This is a genomic window from Sphingobacterium multivorum (assembly GCF_900457465.1).
Taxonomy (GTDB): Bacteria; Bacteroidota; Bacteroidia; order Sphingobacteriales; family Sphingobacteriaceae; genus Sphingobacterium; species Sphingobacterium multivorum.
This window is the reverse complement of the sequence record NZ_UAUU01000011.1, coordinates 1,669,285-1,687,881: the sequence shown is the minus strand read 5'-3', so window position 1 is coordinate 1,687,881 and position 18,597 is coordinate 1,669,285. Positions and strand designations below refer to the sequence as shown.

General features: G+C 36.9%; 18 protein-coding genes. 6 read left to right on the top strand and 12 right to left on the bottom strand.

The window, feature by feature from the left end; all coding sequences use genetic code 11:
• Window positions 1-8 precede the first annotated feature (8 nt).
• The 10 genes from fic to DTA23_RS24665 all read right to left on the bottom strand — a co-directional run bounded on the left by fic (window position 9) and on the right by DTA23_RS24665 (window position 8,602).
• Window positions 9-884, bottom strand: a complete 876-nt coding sequence (fic, locus tag DTA23_RS30700) for a protein adenylyltransferase Fic (protein ID WP_370445141.1) — start codon at window positions 882-884, stop codon at window positions 9-11.
• 2 nt (window positions 885-886) lie between these two features.
• Window positions 887-1,405 carry a type I restriction-modification enzyme R subunit C-terminal domain-containing protein gene (locus DTA23_RS28190; RefSeq protein WP_218565466.1) on the bottom strand — a complete coding sequence of 173 codons (519 nt, stop codon included), beginning with the start codon at window positions 1,403-1,405 and terminating at the stop codon, window positions 887-889.
• Between the two features lie 34 nt (window positions 1,406-1,439).
• Window positions 1,440-4,130, bottom strand: a complete 2,691-nt coding sequence (hsdR, locus tag DTA23_RS24700) for a type I restriction-modification system endonuclease (protein WP_218565465.1) — start codon at window positions 4,128-4,130, stop codon at window positions 1,440-1,442.
• 93 nt (window positions 4,131-4,223) lie between these two features.
• Window positions 4,224-4,853, bottom strand: a complete 630-nt coding sequence (locus DTA23_RS24695) for a hypothetical protein (protein WP_112376299.1) — start codon at window positions 4,851-4,853, stop codon at window positions 4,224-4,226.
• Between the two features lie 49 nt (window positions 4,854-4,902).
• On the bottom strand, window positions 4,903-5,355 hold the full coding sequence (locus tag DTA23_RS24690) for a hypothetical protein (protein ID WP_112376298.1): 453 nt from the start codon (window positions 5,353-5,355) through the stop codon (window positions 4,903-4,905).
• Window positions 5,352-5,612 carry a hypothetical protein gene (locus tag DTA23_RS24685; RefSeq protein ID WP_112376297.1) on the bottom strand — a complete coding sequence of 87 codons (261 nt, stop codon included), beginning with the start codon at window positions 5,610-5,612 and terminating at the stop codon, window positions 5,352-5,354. Before DTA23_RS24685 ends, DTA23_RS24690 begins: the two co-directional genes overlap by 4 nt.
• A gap of 71 nt (window positions 5,613-5,683) precedes the next feature.
• Window positions 5,684-6,019, bottom strand: coding sequence for a YegP family protein (locus DTA23_RS24680; RefSeq protein WP_112376296.1), 336 nt, complete (start codon window positions 6,017-6,019; stop codon window positions 5,684-5,686).
• A 52-nt stretch (window positions 6,020-6,071) separates the two neighbouring features.
• Complete coding sequence (locus DTA23_RS24675; RefSeq protein WP_112376295.1) at window positions 6,072-7,082, bottom strand: helix-turn-helix transcriptional regulator; 1,011 nt, start codon at window positions 7,080-7,082, stop codon at window positions 6,072-6,074.
• A 110-nt stretch (window positions 7,083-7,192) separates the two neighbouring features.
• Window positions 7,193-8,281: an FRG domain-containing protein gene (locus DTA23_RS24670; RefSeq protein WP_112376294.1), complete on the bottom strand. Its 1,089-nt coding sequence runs from the start codon at window positions 8,279-8,281 to the stop codon at window positions 7,193-7,195.
• A gap of 120 nt (window positions 8,282-8,401) precedes the next feature.
• Entirely contained in the window at window positions 8,402-8,602 is a 201-nt protein-coding gene (locus DTA23_RS24665; protein WP_112376293.1) for a heavy metal-binding domain-containing protein, read from the bottom strand.
• A gap of 757 nt (window positions 8,603-9,359) precedes the next feature.
• On the opposite strand from DTA23_RS24665, the gene DTA23_RS24660 reads away from it, so the two are divergent.
• From DTA23_RS24660 to DTA23_RS24635, 6 genes are all read left to right on the top strand, one after another.
• Entirely contained in the window at window positions 9,360-10,139 is a 780-nt protein-coding gene (locus tag DTA23_RS24660; protein ID WP_256604658.1) for an RteC domain-containing protein, read from the top strand.
• 252 nt (window positions 10,140-10,391) lie between these two features.
• On the top strand, window positions 10,392-10,745 hold the full coding sequence (locus DTA23_RS24655) for a helix-turn-helix domain-containing protein (protein WP_034871389.1): 354 nt from the start codon (window positions 10,392-10,394) through the stop codon (window positions 10,743-10,745).
• Between the two features lie 24 nt (window positions 10,746-10,769).
• A complete protein-coding gene (locus DTA23_RS24650) occupies window positions 10,770-11,078 on the top strand; it encodes a helix-turn-helix domain-containing protein (RefSeq protein WP_034871390.1) in 309 nt (102 codons plus the stop codon).
• An 84-nt stretch (window positions 11,079-11,162) separates the two neighbouring features.
• On the top strand, window positions 11,163-12,638 hold the full coding sequence (locus DTA23_RS24645) for a DUF3945 domain-containing protein (protein WP_112376292.1): 1,476 nt from the start codon (window positions 11,163-11,165) through the stop codon (window positions 12,636-12,638).
• 6 nt (window positions 12,639-12,644) lie between these two features.
• A complete protein-coding gene (locus tag DTA23_RS24640; RefSeq protein WP_112376291.1) occupies window positions 12,645-14,729 on the top strand; it encodes a type IA DNA topoisomerase in 2,085 nt (694 codons plus the stop codon).
• Window positions 14,729-15,610 (top strand): ORF6N domain-containing protein, encoded by an 882-nt coding sequence (locus DTA23_RS24635; RefSeq protein WP_112376290.1) that lies wholly within the window; start codon window positions 14,729-14,731, stop codon window positions 15,608-15,610. Before DTA23_RS24640 ends, DTA23_RS24635 begins: the two co-directional genes overlap by 1 nt.
• 43 nt (window positions 15,611-15,653) lie before the next feature.
• On the opposite strand, the gene DTA23_RS24630 is transcribed toward DTA23_RS24635, so the two are convergent.
• Together DTA23_RS24630 and DTA23_RS24625 are read right to left on the bottom strand one after the other, a co-directional pair.
• On the bottom strand, window positions 15,654-16,412 hold the full coding sequence (locus tag DTA23_RS24630) for a hypothetical protein (protein WP_112376289.1): 759 nt from the start codon (window positions 16,410-16,412) through the stop codon (window positions 15,654-15,656).
• Window positions 16,413-16,433: 21 nt separating this feature from the next.
• Window positions 16,434-18,566, bottom strand: coding sequence for a DUF262 domain-containing protein (locus tag DTA23_RS24625; RefSeq protein WP_112376288.1), 2,133 nt, complete (start codon window positions 18,564-18,566; stop codon window positions 16,434-16,436).
• Window positions 18,567-18,597 lie beyond the last annotated feature (31 nt).

Genomic DNA, 18,597 nt, shown 5'->3' with positions numbered 1-18,597 from the left:
TTTTTTAATTAATTCTCTTCGTAATAATAGGAATAGTCTATTCCCTTCATAAACATCTCTCGACTGTGGATATCATCAGTCAGCGCATTCTTTATAAATATTTTCAATGGTTCACTATTCGCTACGCTCTTTATCATGGCTTGGTGATAATCGGCTTTGGATATTTTGCTCCAGTCTACACATTTTTTTAATTCCTTTTTGAACATGAGATCTAGCCAAATACGCGTACTCCGTCCATTGCCTTCCATAAATGGATGAGCGATGTTCATTTCCACATATTTGTCTACAATTTGATCAAATGTTTTGTCCTGCATAGCTTCGACATCTTTTAGCGTATTAGGTAGGAATTGCGCCATCGCAAATTGAAAGCCTCCTTTGGCAATATTCTTTGCGCGGATCTTTCCAGCGAAATCATACAGTCCACCAAATAAATAGGCATGTATCTGCTGTAGACCTTTAACAGTACCTACTTCAATGCTTTCAATGAATGAGCTTTCAAAAAGGGCATAAGCTTTACTTTTACTCTTACCGTCGATGGTTTCGTCGCTATAGGTAAACCATTCTATAAAACGGTTTGCTTTGGTGCTAGGGAAAGTCTTTCCTAAAGCGATTATGCCATCGTGATCCAGCATATCAGACAGTCTTTTTTTTCCGTCTGGAGCAACAATTTTCAACTGGGTAGTGGCACTAACCAGTTCATTATTTTCCTTTTTAAGCTTGGCTTTGAGATATTTCCAATAGTTTCTGGTTTTGGTATAATCATCCTGATCGGTCAAAACAGCCACAATGTCTAACACTGAAAACCACCATTTGCTAAGCTCATCATCCCAAATAGCACGTACCTCTCGGTCATCAAAAAAACGAATGGAAACTTTATTCATCATGATCAAGCTGTTTGATTTCCATTATACATATAAGTATTTATCTTCTGCAGAATAGCGGGCAAGTGATTTTCAAACCTTTTATTGATCCGTTCAAATCCACCTATCTCATCAAAGGGCTGTTTGTCCAAATCTTCTACAGTAACAATGCCTTCGGCAATCATCTGCTTTTCAATCCGCTGAAGCAGACTTTTCTGCGGCACTGTCCAATTTTGTTCCTGGTACAGCCGTAGAAAGGCTTTTTTGACACGATCTTCTCGGCTTTCAAGTACAGATCCTAGCATAAGGGTACGAATATAGGCAATAATATCCGCAGCCACATCTTGTCTTTTTGCATTTTTCCATGCATCATGTAGGGTGCGAAGATTATAACCCTTGGTATCAAGCAATAAGCTTAGTTCCTTGAGATCGGCACGTTTTAGTTGCGTCGGAGATGTGGCTATCAATTTAAGTGCAGCTATCTCATTTTGATTTTCTTCTAGATAACGTCTGAACCCTTCGATATAATCTTCCGGTTTATCCATCTCCCCATATCCGGTACTTACCTCACGAAGTACATCAGCATGATTGGAGTAAAACTGATGAGCTGGTGCTTGCCTGTACTCGTCTAAATACTTCCAGAGCTCCGTTTTTTTCAGTCAGCATTTTCACCTGCTCTGTAATGTCTTTCTCGCGAAGGTGCTGAATAAATTCGTCCAATGTATCGGCTCCGGTAAAGTATTTGATCATTTCAGCATCTAGGCCTGAGGCACGCTTTTTACGTTGCAACTTGGCAATGATCTGATCAACCTGCACCGCTGCCCGTTCATCGGTTTGTATATGTGCAAATTCACCGCTCAATGTACTGAAATCAACTGAAGGATTGACAACCAGCGGTTTCATATCGGTGTAATCTTTGATACCCTCATACAGATTGACCGCATCAAAAACACGAAAACTCTCTTTGTTTATCTCAGGACAGAGACGGGTGGCCCGACCGATCATCTGGTCGTATAGAATACGAGATCTAACGCGACGCATAAATACAAGATTAGCAATCTTAGGTACATCAATCCCTGTAGTCAATAAATCGACTGTAACGGCAATATTCGGGTATTTTTCATTTTTATACCGTTTGACCTTCTCTTCAGGCTTATCAATGATACCTGTGATTTTTACGACAGCATCATCAGGTACAGGTATCCCTACCGCCGCAAACTCTTCTTTCAGGATTTTGACGATCATATCTGCATGATGGTCTGTAGCCGCAAAGATAAGCGTTTTGGCTTCGCCATCAGGATCTATGTGATTGACAAGTTCTCGAAGTACTGTACGGTTAAAGTTTTCGGTAATAACACGTTTATTGAATCCTGAGATATCGAATTTGAGTTCGTCACTCAACTCATCAAGTTCAACAATCTGATTACCTTCCTTGTCGTAAACAGTAGGTTTTTCGCCTTTCTCCCATACAATCCCTTCTTCTGACAGTTGGGTCTTGATCTTGATTGGTGGATCCTGATCAACTAAATAACCATCTAATACGGCTTCTCGTAAACTATAGTTATAGATAGGTTTATTAAAAATTTCTTTCGTATGAAGCGCTGGTGTAGCTGTCAAACCAACTGCAAAAGCATCAAAATAATCCAACACTTGACGGTACTTGCTGACATAATCATCTTGGTCTTTGAAGTAAATCTCTTCATCGTCCATTTCCTTATCCAGTAAATAGCCCCGATGTGCTTCGTCGACGATAATACAGTCATATGTATCTATACTGAGTGCTTTTTCATCACTCTCATTGGAATAGAGTCTTTTGACCATGCTCTGTACAGTAGCAAAGTGGATACGGCTATCGATATCGGGCCATACATGCTTTAGCCCATCGATGTGGTAATAATCGCTGAAACTTTTCAGGTCTTCAACCTTGTAATCTTTGAAACCGTCGAGTGCCTGCTTGGCAAGCAGGGTGCGATCTACCAAAAATAAAATACGTTTAAAGCGATTGGTCTGGATTAAGCGATAAGCCAACCCGATAACTGTGCGTGTCTTACCAGTACCGGTTGCCATGGCCAATAATGCCCGGTTGATCTCGGGATGATGGATAATAATATCTTCGACAGCTTGAATTGCGTTGATCTGGTAATCTCTCAAACCCAATCCTGTCTTGAGCTGCAGAAAATCCAATGGATTCTCTTCTAATTTTTTATTAGCGAGTGTGATGTCTTGTTCAAACTTTTTTTGCAGATCCGCTGGACTATGGAATCCTTTGATAGATCGAGAATTATTGTATTTCTCACGTATATCAAGATACCATACACCACTTTTGGTGGCAATCTGTTGGAGATATTCGCGACCATTGGTGGAATATAGAAATGGTACTCGAAAGCCATTCCAGTCGCCCAATAGCTCGATCCCTGTTTGCGGAACAACATTCATTGCATAGCGCTTACTTTGGTCGAGATTGGTCGATATATCCTGACCATATTTTTTGGCTTCAATGACAGCATATAAACTTGTACCTATGAATAGTGCATAGTCTGCATAACCTCCTTTGACTGGCCACTCTGCAATAGCGATATTCCGGCCTCTTTCAGGTTGTGTCTTATGGGTCTTAGCGTTCAGTAGTTTGGTATCGGCTTCCCATCCTATCTTACGCAAATTTATATCAATAAGCTCCCGGGTCTCTGCTTCGTCCATATCAAGTTTGGATGCAGACCGTTTGGCACGTGCCGTAAACGTCGACCGCTGTTCTGCACTGACCATTTTTTGCTGGGCTATCGCCTGCTCATATTGTTCCTTTAAGACCTTATTTTCCTGTTCAAGGATATGCAATGCGTGTCTGGCATCTAAATCCTTCGGTGTACCAAATCTTAATGTAGAAATGTCCATATTCTTTACAGAATAGGATTCGTAAAACCATTTTCCTAGTTTAAATGCAGAAAAAAGAGATGAGGTCGCATCTGCAGTGGTTCCTACATATTCATGTACTGCATCATTACCCTGCTTGCGAAGTATTGTAAAATGGTCTATTACGTTTGAAGGCAGAATACCCTGACTTCTTAGGTTATAGATCAGATTTTGAAATTTTGTATCCTCCGGCAGCTCAATCCCATAGGTCTCAAAAATCTGCTTGGCCATGTATTCTCCATATTGACGCAGCTTGAATAAAGATGTCGCTGGATCTTGATATAGATTGTATTCGGCGGCTTGCGCCAAATTAAAAAGCAAGGGATATTCTTGTTCTAAAAATTGGAAATTAGATACGGCCATAGTGATAATACTTAATTCAGAAATTCAGCTAGAACCAAATATAAAGAAAACCAATCGTTATACAACAAAATATTGTTTTAAACACTAAATTAATTACCGTCTGCCTAATGTCTTTGCTATGAGTTTGGCACTTCTATAATTGCGTCTTAAAGATTGCATCAACATAAAATTAAATAGAATACTAACGCAAAATAATGGAAGCGATGCCAAAAGACTAGGTCTTACATCATTCTCAGTAGCAATAATTACAACTAGGATTGAAAAGAGTAACGTAAAACAAATTCCTCCGACAGAAAACAATGTAATAATGAAAATATCAAAGATTTTCGCACACACACCTATTCTAATCTTTGGCTGCTCAGTATTTAAATCAATAAATGACCTCGCAGCCTTAATTTCCGGCCAATCAAACTCTCCATTCGAACTATCCCTCAAAGCTATGAGCTTCTCGATTTTATCTGGATGGACAAATATGCCTGTTAAGTCCCGAAATTCTTGTTGTTTCTGAATATCTTTTGCTAATTGACGTAAATCAGTATGTATTTGCCCCCAATCTGGTCTCGATTTCTGCTTAGTTTTGAACAACCTCCAGGTTAAAGGCCCTTCGGAATTTAAAAACCTTAGTAAGAAAGCTGCTACCACACATATTAGAAGTATCGTCATTATTATAACAGGATTGACACCAATTTTCTCGAAAAAGCTTACAATCTCTGGAATGCTCATTGTTACTAATTTTAAATTATTTATATCTTATTTTCTTTTGGATTATTGTTTAACGAAGCTGAACGGTTTGTATATGAGAATTATTCACCTTAAATTCATCATCCCATAATATTTCGAATGAAATATTATCAGGAGATCCCATGTGTAAATGAATATTCAGATCTACATTTTCATGCTCATTTAAAAGTGGAAAAGGGAAAGGATTCAAACTGTAAAGATATTCAGGTTCATCATGTATAATTAATCGAACATTTTTTGCAGAAGCCTTCCCTTTGTTATATACCCTTAAAGTCCTTAGCCCCTTACTACCTACAATAATCGAGGCCCGAACCTCAGCCTGCATTTTTTGAATTTTCTCCTCTTCAATTTTCCCAAGCTGATAGTCATTGATTAGTTTCTCCTGAGCTTTTATTTTTTTATCGTGCTTGAAATAAGTAAAAATAGTCCCCATTAACGCCATAGCCGCAACAATAAATGAAGGGTCGTCGAAATCTATTTTCATCTTCTCTTAAATTTAATGAATTTATTACCTCTAAAAGTTTTCTCTAGTCTTTTAGCAAAGTCATCAATTAACTGTTGACCCACTTCTTCTGCAGCATCTTGAATTTGATTTTGATTGAATGTTGCCAATTCATCAATCCCACCCTGATATTCGCGACCACAGTTCTTGCATTTCACCCAAGATTTATTTTCATTGTGTTCAAAATCCCCTTGACCGCAGGTTGCACAATAAAGGGATACGGTTATTTTGGTACTCATAATTTTACAGTAATTAGATTAAAAAATAAAATGTGCTTCGTGTATCTATAATAACACAAAGCACATAATAATTAAACAAGATCAACTATTGGAGCAGCAGGCGCATCACGTTTGACCGCTACAATCCCATTCTCTCTACCAGCTAAACTCGTATAATTTTCGCTCCGTCCGATAATTTCACCATTCCCACCTGTTAGGTTGAAGGTATAATTATAAACGGCATTTTTACGTTGGTAACGGCTATCATAGGGAGAATTAGCTTTAACAGAAGCTATCCCATTTAAACATCCTTGTTTGCTCACGTAACCTTCACTACCAAGAATAATTTCACCATTACCAGACTTTAATCTAAAATAGTATTGCGAATTCCTTGAACTCACAAATACTTCAAACTTTGCATTTGACATATTGATACAAAGTTGTACTGTACCTGTGCAACCAATGTGCACAGGTAATTTTTTATGATTTGTATTTGCTGATAGCGTCTTCTAGTTTTTTATGCATGGAATCTCTTACCGAAACTGGAGCTAAAATCTCTATAGCGGAGCCATAACCCAATATATGTGAGAAGAACTCATAATTGGGAATAATATCCAATGTTAAAATGACGTATTCTGCAGTTCTCTCAACCACTGTTTGCGATGGATGGATAGGTTTAGAGTCAATATAAGGCCACAATGCCATACTTACTTTAATTGAAACAATCAAAGACTCAGTATTTGCCGGTTTGCTAACCCCTACGATATCTTCGAAATATGAATTATGTGTTTCCTTTGATGCTATAAAATCTAGATTTCCTAAGGTATTTAAGCTGCAAATTCGATCCAAAGCCAAATTAGTCCAATTTTCAAAACTATCTCGCCTTCCGAATAAAAACCAACGATTATTGTATTGTTTCAAAAAATAGGGATGAAAAACAAGCGTTTCTTCCAGCTCTTTGTTAAATGGCTTATATTTAACTTCCAACACCTGCTTCTGTTGAATATATTTAAGCAAATCACCCAGTAGGTTTATATTTTTTAGATACTCATTCTGATCGAAGAAAATACATTCTTCAATTTCCTCCAACTGAAAGCTCTTTTTTAGTTTAAGCGCAAGTTCTTGAACAAACTCGAATTGTTGTAATCCACTGAATCTTCCAAGAATATTTAAAGCGGTCTTCAATGAGTCTGCTTCGACTGGGTTAATTTGCTGAATAGCTATAGAATAATTAGCTTTAGAGTACCGATAGTAGCTCTTCTTCCCTTCTTTATAAGATTCGATAGGCGCACGAAACCCCGCCTCGCTACGCATAAAATCTATATCTTTAAAAATCTGTCGTCGAGAAATCGATGCCGCTTTACCAGTATACTCTTTAATTGCGTCCGAAACATAAGTCATCAGATCATCAATAAAAAACTTCCGACCTTTATTGGAGAAACATCTATCCAATGCTTCGTACCGAATGAGTGCATGCTTGTTTGTGGACATATTTATTGAAATGAATTTTAAAACAACATTTTTTAGTTCCGATTTTACGTATTATAATAATTATTAATGGACAAATTGGTCATCCACAAGGCATGAAATTTACTCGACTATTATCCAAGCAACTTTAGTACATTTTTAAGATTTTCAGTCATCCTTATAGTTTCATCATTGGAAACACTAGTGGGTTTGTGGACTAATTTATTACGAAACTGTCTGAGATAGTTGATTTCACTATATATATGGCTATTTTCTTCATCATATTTTAGTAGGACATATATTGCATTCATCAATGTGTGAGTTTCTGGAAAGTACCTTTTGGCTTTATTAATAATTATTTGTTCTAAGTCAGTCCATAATTTTATATAGTTACCAATATTAGACGAATTTAATTCTACTTTTATTTCGGATGTAATTTCCTGACAGATAGAATGGATTATGTCATTGTCAGGATAAAGAGCTGATTTAGGAATTCGATTGAAATGTTTCCCCCAGAAATCATCATTATTAGGAATTTCATATTTTGCTATCAATCTATTGTTTAAATCAAGTTCTGATTTATTTATATAATCATTAAAAACGTCATCAGTACCTACCAAATAGCCTTCTTGGAAATAGGGTCTTAAAGCCTGTGGAGGTGAAATACTTAGTAACCTAATGTTTATCAAATCATGTTCAGAATTAATTGAAATTCTATTTGAATAATATGGCAAGCCAAAAACATAGATAAAAGCATTTGGTTGATCATTATCGAGCTGAGCAAAAGAACAAGCTACTCTTAAGGACTGCGTAACATCAATAAAGGGTGTTTCAGTTACTTCATAGTGTTGTAAAATACTCCATTGGATGTATTTTTTTCTTTCTATCTCAGAAACACCTGATATATTATTTTGTTTTAACAACTCCACTAGTATTTTTGAAGCACTGCTTAATTTCTCAAATCGGAAGTCTAACTCGGGCTGGGACAAGTAATTACTTCGATAAATTGTTGGATAAAATGTTGAATTATTATTACTATTTCGATAATCATTTTTTTGACCTCTAAAGAATAGTAAATAATCTTTATTTAGATATGAAAGCTTCGCTATTTGCTCAACTAATTCACGAAAGCTCGAAATTTTAAAACCAGAATCTTTTCCGACTGTTTTAGGCGTTGTATGCTTTAGAAGCTCAGGCGGTAATTTTCCATGTATCCTTCTCATAAATTTTATCTTCTCTTATTACGACTATTATTATACTATTAACTAACAAAGACTATTCATCGGCTGCAATAACTCATATTTTTTGGCGTATTTTTTTATCTATAAATGCAATTTTAAGCACTACTTGAGCGTTTCGGTAACGCGCTTGTAAATTTCCTCCATCTTCTTCTCATAGCTGGTAGAGCGACCGCCAAAGAAATCTACATAGCTGGCTCCTATATCGCTAAAGACAGTGGTGCCGATAGCAACATTGGCAGCAATTGGATCATTATAGCGTGAAATCTCCCTCCCTTCGATGGAATTGGTCGTGGTTACTATCATGGCATTATACTTTTCAATCGGGCAAGGTTAATACCCAAGCCTAATATACATTATTTATGCTGAATTAATATGTTTACAGATATTAACTTTCAAGATTATTACAAACTGTAAGGCTAAGGTATAGGTTTGAAAGCAGGATTGTTACGGGAAACCGTAGCTGATTTACTCAACGGTTTTAATAAGATAATAAAATAAACAAAAAGGCCTCCCTCGTTAACCGTCGAGGGAGGCAATTTTGGCTAGATGTCCGCTTGGGCTAGATGTTAACCGGCTTTGGGCTTTCATCTACTGTAAAGATCGCGAGATTAGTTGAGATAATTGTTGTTCATTTTATTCAAAAGCCTGCTAAAATTCGAATTTTTAATTTTTTTATAAAAAAGATTAATATAGCCAAAATTGGCTAATAAAGAGCAGTTTACAAAAGTTGAAAACCTTATCGGTAACGATTTAGTAATGGTGCACACTGCGCTTACTTTCATTGAATTACCTTGTAAATCATCTTTGCAAATTTAATAAATAAAAGGGTAAAGTCTATAAGGCTTTACCCTTTTTGCACACAATATTCAAAAAAATCTTTCCCAATATGGGGGAACCTGTGGTGTTGGTTTCAATATTATTTCCAAATTTTGGCATACCAAGAACTAGATGAGTTCTGAATAAAATTCTGCAAACTTTAAAAACATCTATGCTATGGAAATTATATTGAGTAAAATATTATCAGAAATTCGGCATAAGGAGGACAAAATTTTCTTCTCAAATGATACGGTCATCTGATGAAGCATATCAAATGACTTTGTTTCTAAATGAAATGTTGTGTGCTATTAAAACTGAAGTATTGCAAGTTGGATTTTTAAATGAAGATCAAGAGGTTGATTTCTTTAAGAATGTTAAACCGCAAATCCTTGGAAAACTTATTTATTACAATAAAGTATTTCGGATAGAAACTACCTGTCCCGTGAGTAATGGTAAAATACATCAAAGTTATTATGAAAATGTTTTAAAAAATCTCAAGTTAGAATATAAAGAAAGTATTTGCAATGAAGATTTCTACAGATATTACCGTGCTGGCAGAACCGACCGTGATCACACTTATTTCAGGCTCGGAAAGATTAACTATCACGATGGATTAAAGAGTGGCGTATTTGAAATTGACCTTAGCTTCTCCACATATTACGACAACAAAATAGCACATATTATTGCCAATGAACTACTTTATACTTACACTCTTACCAAAATAAATCCTGAAGAAAATCCCGATACAATATTACAAAATTTAGATGCAAACAAGGATATTTCGTGGACCAATTCTCAAAATGCACTTATCGAACTGATATACGCTCTGTATGCTTCAAATTCCATTGCATACGGAAAAATAGGCATCCGAAAATTAGCTTTGATTTTTCAAGTGCTATTCCGAACTCCCTTAAACGATATTCATCATTCTTTCCACCGAATGAAAACAAGAGCAGGTTCAAGAACTGCATTTTTAGACCAACTCAAAATATCCCTCGAAGAATATATGGATAAAGACCTTTAGCTATATCAAAAATAACCGTTTGAAAGCAGTACCAAAACGTACTGCTTTTTTCTTTGCCCATATCTGCCAATTGGCAAATGCTCTCAAAACTTCATTACAAAATATCCAAAATCCCATAAAAACCTTGTTAAACAAGGGTTTTCCCTAATTGTAAAAATTTTAAAAAAAACAGACAAACCAATTGGCAAGGCTTGGCAGACAAACACTGCCACCTTTCACAATTTTGCATAGTGAACTTTAAAAAGCTATGCAATGAAAATAATAACCATCGAAGAAGACGTGTGGATACAGCTAAATAGCCGTATCAATGCCATTGCCGACTATTTGAAAAGACAGGAAGATAAAAGCTATGATGACCTGTGGCTCAATAACCACGAGGTATGCCAATACCTGCATATCAGCGAAAAAACCTTATGGCGTATGAGAACCAAAGGCGAGATTAGTTATTCAAAAATCTACGGTCAATATTTCTACACCATGGGATCCATAAAAGATATGCTTAATGCCAACGCCATACAGAGTAGTGAGGAATTTGTACAGGAGCTTATGGCAAAAGGTAAAAGCTATATAGAAAAAGGCAGAAAGCTAAAGACAGATAAAAAATAGGTATGAACCCTTAAAAATATCATTATGAATATTGACAGAATGGAATTTTTGGCGTGGATGGAACGCTTAATGGGACGTCTTGATATGCTGGGCGATAATATAGATGATTTACAGAAGAAACGTAATAGCATAGATGGCGAGGAACTGCTCGATAACCAGGATTTACTTCAGATGCTGAAAATCAGCAACCGTTCCCTGCAACGGTATCGCTCCATCGGCAAACTGCCCTATTATACTATTAGTGGAAAGCTTTATTACAAATTGTCTGATGTTCATCAATTCATCAGAGATAGCTTTAACCCACCCACAATTAAGATGAACGTCAATAAGTGACAAACACTGCCTTTGAGTGCCAAGTAATGCAATTCAGTGAAGGCTTCCTTTACATTCGGCATTGAATTTTAAAATTTTCAGACTATGAGTGAAGAAACAACAAATAAGCAGGAAATGCCCGAACAGTTATCGGACATATTGCTGGTGCTGGATAAAGAAAAAATGAAAATCCAAGCCGTAAAGAGTATAGACGAAAACGGGAAAATGGAAACTGTTGATCCCACGAAGAAAAACCAAAACCAGTTTATGCGTGTGGACAAAAGTGGTGATTTCTTTTCGAACTTCTTCTCCAATTTTTTCAGCCAGCTAAAGAACCCTACCAATTTTTCATTCTTTAAAGTGCCTGCACCTGTCGCTGTTGAAAAAGCACAGGAAATGCAAAAGCAGGTTGACAAGCCAACTCCTGAAGGCGAAAAAATAATGAAAGAGCACGAAGTAAAAATAGAACAGCAATCGGATAAAAAACAAGTAAATCAAAATAATATGGCAACAACAGAAACAACACAGCAAGCAAGCGAATACCGCTACAAACCGGAGCAGATTGATTGGGATACTATGACCAATCTCGGATTAAGCAAGGAATACCTTGAAAAGAGAAACCTGCTTGAACCTTTATTGAAAGGTTATAAAACTAATGAACTCTTACCGATTGGCGTTAACCTCGGTGGTACTATTCTCCGCACGGATGCCCGCCTGTCTTTACAGCAAGCCGAAGACGGAAAAGTTGTAGTAGGAATACACGGCATCAAAAAAGAACCCAACCTGCATTTTGAATTTTTCGGACACAAGTTTACGGATGAGGACAAAAAAAACCTGCTCGAAACAGGCAATATGGGGCGTGTAGTTAACCTGACCAACACCAAAACGGGCGAACTGATGCCGTCGATTATCAGTATAGACAGGCTGACAAATGATGTAATTGCGTTGCGGACGGATTTCATAAAAATTCCCGATGAAATTAAAGGCGTGAAACTGAACGATGAGCAAAAGCAAACTTTAATGGAGGGTAAACCACTAAAGTTAGAGGGTATGATTTCCACCAAAGGAACGGAGTTTTCGGCAACGGTACAGTTCAATGCAGACAAGCGTTATGTTGAGTTCCTGTTTGACCGCAATAACTCCAACAGGCAGACCCAAAGCAATGGGCAAACTCAAAACAACGGACAAAGCAATCAGCAAAGCCAGCCGCAGGAAGCTCCAAAAACATTCAGGGGCAAAGAACTGACCGATGAGCAGCATAAGGATTTCAAAGCCGGGCAAACCGTTTACATTGACGGATTGAAAGATAAGAAAGGACAACCGTATCAGGGTTATATCACTTTCAACAAAGAAACCGGAAAAACTGATTTTGCCTTTCCAAGCCAAGTTAAGGCACAGGCAAAACCTATCGAAGCCCATAAAACACAAACTGCCGTCAATTCAGAGGGCAAAACCAACGAAGCGACCAAAAACATCAAAGAGCCTTTGAAGTCGGGGCAACAAAGACCGAAAAACAAACAACAGCAGGAACAACAGGAAAAGCCGAAAGCTCCTGCAAAATCCAAAGGCGTAAAAAGGTAATCAAGTATGAAAACAATCATTGCAGAAAAACCAATCGTAGCAAGGGAAATAGCCGGACTTGTGGGAGCATCCAATAAAAAGGACGGCTACCTGACAGGTAACGGCTATTTTGTTACGTGGGCATTCGGTCATTTGATAGGATTGGGAATGCCCGAAGATTACGGGGTTTCGGGATTTGATAAAGCATCATTGCCAATGCTCCCAAACCCGTTTTTGCTGACCGTCCGGAAAGTGAAAATAGACAAAGGTTATACAGCGGATACGGGTGCATTAAAGCAACTGAAAGTCATCGAACAGCTTTTTAACCGTAGTAACAGCATCATTGTAGCCACCGATGCGGGACGTGAGGGCGAACTCATTTTCAGGTACATTTATGAATACCTGAAATGCAACAAGCCTTTTGAACGGCTTTGGATTAGTTCGCTTACCGAAAAAGCCATTAAGCAAGGGTTTGATAACCTCAAAGATGGAAAACAGTTTGATGGATTGTACCAGGCGGCACAAGGCAGAAGCCGTGCCGATTGGCTCGTGGGCATCAATGCTACACAGGCGTTGAGCATAGCCGCAGGAAATGGCATTTATTCGCTCGGAAGAGTGCAAACGCCTACACTGGCTTTGATATGCAAACGCTATTTGGAAAACAAAAATTTCTCGGTAAAGAAATACTGGCAGATACAGTTATCGCACAACAAAGAACTGATAGATTTTAAAAGCCTTTCCAAAACCAAATGGGAAGACCAAAAACTTGCCGATGATACGCTGAAAGCCATTCAGCGAAGTAAAACGGCAACGGTTACATCGGTGGAAACCAAAAGCATTACAGAGCAACCGCCTCTATTGTTCGACCTTACTGGCTTGCAAAAAGAAGCCAACAAAAAGCTGAACCTTTCTGCGGAAGAAACGCTCAATATTGCCCAAAGCCTTTACGAAAGGAAGTTTATCACATACCCACGCACCGGAAGCAAGTACATTCCTGAAGATATGTGGGCAGAAATCCCCAACCTCGTAAGGGCTTTGCAGGACCGCGAAACCTGCAAGCAAGCCGTAGGGAAATTGAAATGGGGACGGTTCAATAAACGTATTGTAAACGATTTGCGTGTTACCGACCACCACGGATTATTGATTACTGATAAAATCCCATCAGCCCTGAACGCAAAGGAAAACTCCGTTTATGATATGATTGCCTTTCGATTGCTCGAAGCCCTTTCACATGCCTGTATCAAAGAGATAACCGATGTAGGTTTACAAGCGTTGCATTATGATTTTACAGTAAAGGGTTGTAAGGTTATAGAAGCAGGCTGGCGTTCCATCAAAGGTAGTTTTTCAGATGATAATACCGAACCTGTACAGGATTTGCCCGAACTGAAAAAAGGCGATGAACTAAAAATAAAAGAAGCCTCCGTTTTGGAAAAGAAAACCAAACCACCAGGGCTTTATACCGAAGCAGGACTTTTGTCGGCTATGGAAACTGCCGGAAAGGAAATCGAAAATGAAGATGAACGCAAGGTTTTACAAAACATCGGTATTGGTACTCCGGCTACCAGATCCGCAATAATAGAAACCCTGTTTACCCGCAACTATATCCAACGAGAAAAAAAATCCCTAATCCCTACCGAAAAGGGATTGCAGGTGTACGAATTGGTCAAAGATCGTAAAATTGCGGATGTGGCAATGACCGCCGAATGGGAATTGGCTTTGCAAAAAATCGAAAATAACGAAGCCGATGCAGGGGCATTTCAAAAAGAAATGGAAACTTACGCCTCATCTATTACCAATGAATTGCTACAAACTTCCATTGCCCAAAACAACCTGCCTAAATTGGTTTGCCCGAAATGCAAAAGCCAACAACTCATTATCCGTGATAAAATAGTGAAGTGTCCTGATGAAGTTTGTAATTGGGTACAGTTCCGCAATGTGTGTGGCGTACAAATCGGCTTAGCCGATATTGAAAACCTTGTCAATAAAAAGAAAACTTCACTTATCAAAGGAATGAAAAGCAAAGCCGGAAAGAAATTCGATGCTTATATCGTGTTGAATGAGGATTGCAAAACCTCTTTTGAGTTTGCCAAAAATAAAAGCTACAAAAAGTAATGGAAAATAAGCCTACCATTAGCACAAAGGAAATCAGAAATCTGATTTATTCCATACGTGGAAAGCAAGTGATGCTGGATAGCGACCTCGCTTCCTTATATCAGGTGGAAACAAAGAACCTCAACAAAGCAGTAAAAAGAAATATTGAAAGGTTTCCCGTTTCTTTTTGCTTTCAACTGACCGAAGAGGAAGTTGAAAACTTGAGGTTCCAATTTGGAACCTCAAGTTTAAGCTACGGTGGAAGACGGTATTTGCCCTATGTTTTTACTGAACAAGGGGTTGCAATGGCTTCTGCCATACTCCGTTCAGATATAGCGGTTAAAGTCAGTGTTGAAATTATGGAAGCCTTTGTAGAAATGCGAAGAATGCTTATCAGCAATGCTTCTCTTTTTCATCGTTTGGATAAAATTGAACTGAAACAATTAGAAGCCGACCAAAGATTTGAAGAGATTTTTAAGGCTTTGGAAAGTGATAAACTCCACAGCGAAAAAGGTATTTTCTACAATGGGCAGGTTTTTGATGCCTATGCCTTTGTTTCCGATATTATTCGAAGTACCAAAAGCTCCATTATCCTGCTGGATAATTATGTGGATGATACCGTATTGACCTTATTGGGCAAGCGAAGCGACAATGTAACCGCAACAATTTATACCAAAAGCATCAGCAATCAGCTACGGCTGGATGTACAACGGTACAACAGCCAATATCCTCGGATTGAAGTTGAGTTATTTTCGGATGCTCACGACCGATTTATGATAATTGACGGCACGGAACTTTACCATATCGGAGCATCACTGAAAGACCTGGGCAAAAAATGGTTTGCCTTTTCGAGAATGGATATTGAGGTTGGCAGAATGCTCCAAAACTTACACAACCAATAAACAAACCCTCTGAATTATCAGAGGGTTTGTTGTCTAATCTATACTATAATTGTAATTGGGCTGTAATACTCTTATAATAAACTTTTAGTGCATCACGTTCATTATTACCAACGTAACTATTGTGAGCAACTAAACACCGTATCTTGTATAATTCATCAACCATTACATTCAACCAATGTTCATTCTGTTTAGGGAAATATTTTCCAAAAATTATCCAATTTCCAACTATTATTTTCCCTAACTCTATAAAGTCGCAATAAAACAAATCACTATTACCTCGTATGGGTAAATATTTACTCTCTTGTTCGCTTTTCTTCAATTTATCTATTGTGTCTTGTACTTTTCTGGGAATATTTACTGTTTCTGTTTTCATTATTTCTTCAATAAATATTCTTAAAGAATTTTCAATACAATATAAATACAAATAAACTTCCGACATTTCTCGCCCTTTCTGTTGTATATCTTGGGGTAAAAGGTTTAAATGACCAAAGTTTACATTTTGTTGTATTTCCTCTATACTATCCAATAAGGAATTTTCATCCGAAATTAGAGGATAGAATATCTGATTAATGTATTTTCTTCGTTCTGCATATCCACCTTTGGCTTGCATTTCTCTCCTAAATTCCTGAAGTGTAACACAGATTTTAAATTCTTTTGGTTGGTTAGTTTTGAACTTAGCAGACTTATTCAGTTCATTTTTTAAACTTTTATATTCTGCTTCATTTTCACTTGTTATAGTAACATCGGTGGATGCTCCTGTAAGTAATATTTTTAAACGTTTAATGTTTTCTGTATAATTCATTTAGATTAATATTTCTATTGGTTATTCTTCTCTACTCTGTGGCTCTTCTTCTTGGAGCATAAAATCAAGGAATAATAATTCTGCTTTGGCAGTTTCATCTTCAAACTTTAAGTCCCAACGCTGTTCCATAAATTCCAATAATTTAGTGCCTCTATCAAGGATAGTATCAGAGTTCCAAAAATCATATCCTGAAACTTCGATTTCAGAATGTGAACCATCAGAATAACCTTGTCTTATTTTTTCTTTTTTGTCATTATATTTTGCATTCTTCTTGTCATCAAAGCAATCATTTTGTAGGCTTGAATTTATACTTTGTGATAATGGCAAAAGATTTCCTAAACTTCCTTGAAAAAAAGGTATCTGTGATTTTTTGTAGCCTTTGAAACTATCTTTCCAACTTTTATGTGTGGGAGTTTGAGGATAAATATGTTCAATAGAAACTTTGTCTTTTTCACTTTTTACAAATAACTTCCAATCAATCTTTTGGCTTCCTCTTTGTCTTACTTTTTCCATTTCATATTCATATAAGAAATACCGAAGCCCATTCCAGTAATAAAACCCACCTCCGCTTTTGAATTTCTTATCAATAAATTTTTGGAAATATGTATAATCGAAATAGGTTTCTTCGGAATTTTCAGGTGTATAAAAACAGTAACTCATTCTATCATTCAATCGTTGAATAATACTGTCGATTGTCAATTCTCCGTTTCGCAACTGTCTTGCTGCACGATAAAATTCACTATTTCTATATGTCGAAAAAGCTCGACTAAGCCTGAACGTAATAAATATAAAACGTTCAATTGCTTTAAGTAATTGAACTCGCTTATCCGAATTAATATCCTTGTTTAAAAAAGCTACGGTTACAAGCGGACGGAAATAAATTATACCAATTCTATTCAATCGGTCTATCCAAAGGCTTTCTTGTGCAGTTAGGTCTGAGTTGTTTACCGGATTGTGCGTATTATACCAGTGAACGGCAGCAGATTTTAAACTGTTTACATAATCTTCAATTTCTTTTGGAGAAAGTTGGGAACGCATCACTATTATTTCTTCTTCTCCATTTGCCTCAACTTCTTCTTGGTCGGTATCTTCATCTTCTCTAACTTCTTCAAATTCCTGTATGGAACTAAGTCTTACTTCAGTTTTAGCATAAATATTTTGTGGTGTAAACTTCTGTTCTAATAAAAACCTTATGTAATCGTCGCCTTTTTCCCTTGTGTATTGAAAATACATAATCCAATGAGCAACTAAAAAATCATCATCGTTGAGTGGATTTTTTTTGTTTCTTCCAAGTTGGTAATAGACTTCTTTCCACGCATCATTGATTTTCTCACGCAAAGAAATCCGTTCATCATTTTTTAACTCTTTTTCATCATATAAAGTGGTTAAGTAAATCAGTCGATTTTTAAGAAGCTCCAAATTTGATAACTTTTTTCCACGATTATTCATCGTTTCAAATGCAACGAAAACATCAAAGTCATCACTTATTTCATAGACATTAAACATCATATTCTGTGTGACCTTTTTGAACAACGCTTCAATTTCACTCAAACCATATTTATCAAAATAATTTTGCAGATTTTCTTTGAAAAAGCGTTTGGCATTTTCAAGGTTGAGTGTATAAAAAGTTTCCTGAATTGTTCCGCTATTGGGTTCTAAAAAAATTTTATGTCGTAGAAATTTGAAACTTGGATTATCAACCTCGTATCCAAACTTGTATGTTTTGATAATGAATTGTGGGGGTTTTTCAATTACCAAATATTCTTCCTTAATTGCTTTTAGGCTGAAAGAACCAAGATAAATTTCTTCGTCCTTTTTATCCTTGTTTTCAGGAATAGCTTTGAGTTGTTCCGAAATAGCTTGTATAAAAATTACAAATGTTGTCAGGCGTTGTTGCCCATCAACAATATGAAAAGGTTTAAAACCTCTATCTTCGATTAGCCAACGTTCGTCATTCCAACTACTCCAAATGTTTTTATCTACTTTTTTTAAAGAGAGTAGTCCTGTATAATGAAACCTATCAGTTGGAAGATTAACCAAATCCTCCCAAAAATCTTTTAATTGTCGTGTCGTCCAAGCATAGCCACGCTGGTAATCAGGAATTTTAAATATTCTGTCTTTAAAAATACTTTTTAGGGGTTCTAATTCATTCATTATTTATAGTCTGTCGATTAATTGTTTGCTT

Excerpts from the sequence above, each read along its gene's own strand:
- fic (WP_370445141.1), bottom strand. The coding sequence starts at position 884 with ATGATGAATAAAGTTTCCATTCGTTTTTTTGATGACCGAGAGGTACGT.
- DTA23_RS28190 (WP_218565466.1), bottom strand. The coding sequence starts at position 1,405 with ATGGATAAACCGGAAGATTATATCGAAGGGTTCAGACGTTATCTAGAA.
- hsdR (WP_218565465.1), bottom strand. The coding sequence starts at position 4,130 with ATGGCCGTATCTAATTTCCAATTTTTAGAACAAGAATATCCCTTGCTT.
- DTA23_RS24695 (WP_112376299.1), bottom strand. The coding sequence starts at position 4,853 with ATGAGCATTCCAGAGATTGTAAGCTTTTTCGAGAAAATTGGTGTCAAT.
- DTA23_RS24690 (WP_112376298.1), bottom strand. The coding sequence starts at position 5,355 with ATGAAAATAGATTTCGACGACCCTTCATTTATTGTTGCGGCTATGGCG.
- DTA23_RS24685 (WP_112376297.1), bottom strand. The coding sequence starts at position 5,612 with ATGAGTACCAAAATAACCGTATCCCTTTATTGTGCAACCTGCGGTCAA.
- DTA23_RS24680 (WP_112376296.1), bottom strand. The coding sequence starts at position 6,019 with ATGTCAAATGCAAAGTTTGAAGTATTTGTGAGTTCAAGGAATTCGCAA.
- DTA23_RS24675 (WP_112376295.1), bottom strand. The coding sequence starts at position 7,082 with ATGTCCACAAACAAGCATGCACTCATTCGGTACGAAGCATTGGATAGA.
- DTA23_RS24670 (WP_112376294.1), bottom strand. The coding sequence starts at position 8,281 with ATGAGAAGGATACATGGAAAATTACCGCCTGAGCTTCTAAAGCATACA.
- DTA23_RS24665 (WP_112376293.1), bottom strand. The coding sequence starts at position 8,602 with ATGATAGTAACCACGACCAATTCCATCGAAGGGAGGGAGATTTCACGC.
- DTA23_RS24660 (WP_256604658.1), top strand. The coding sequence starts at position 9,360 with ATGATACGGTCATCTGATGAAGCATATCAAATGACTTTGTTTCTAAAT.
- DTA23_RS24655 (WP_034871389.1), top strand. The coding sequence starts at position 10,392 with ATGAAAATAATAACCATCGAAGAAGACGTGTGGATACAGCTAAATAGC.
- DTA23_RS24650 (WP_034871390.1), top strand. The coding sequence starts at position 10,770 with ATGAATATTGACAGAATGGAATTTTTGGCGTGGATGGAACGCTTAATG.
- DTA23_RS24645 (WP_112376292.1), top strand. The coding sequence starts at position 11,163 with ATGAGTGAAGAAACAACAAATAAGCAGGAAATGCCCGAACAGTTATCG.
- DTA23_RS24640 (WP_112376291.1), top strand. The coding sequence starts at position 12,645 with ATGAAAACAATCATTGCAGAAAAACCAATCGTAGCAAGGGAAATAGCC.
- DTA23_RS24635 (WP_112376290.1), top strand. The coding sequence starts at position 14,729 with ATGGAAAATAAGCCTACCATTAGCACAAAGGAAATCAGAAATCTGATT.
- DTA23_RS24630 (WP_112376289.1), bottom strand. The coding sequence starts at position 16,412 with ATGAATTATACAGAAAACATTAAACGTTTAAAAATATTACTTACAGGA.
- DTA23_RS24625 (WP_112376288.1), bottom strand. The coding sequence starts at position 18,566 with ATGAATGAATTAGAACCCCTAAAAAGTATTTTTAAAGACAGAATATTT.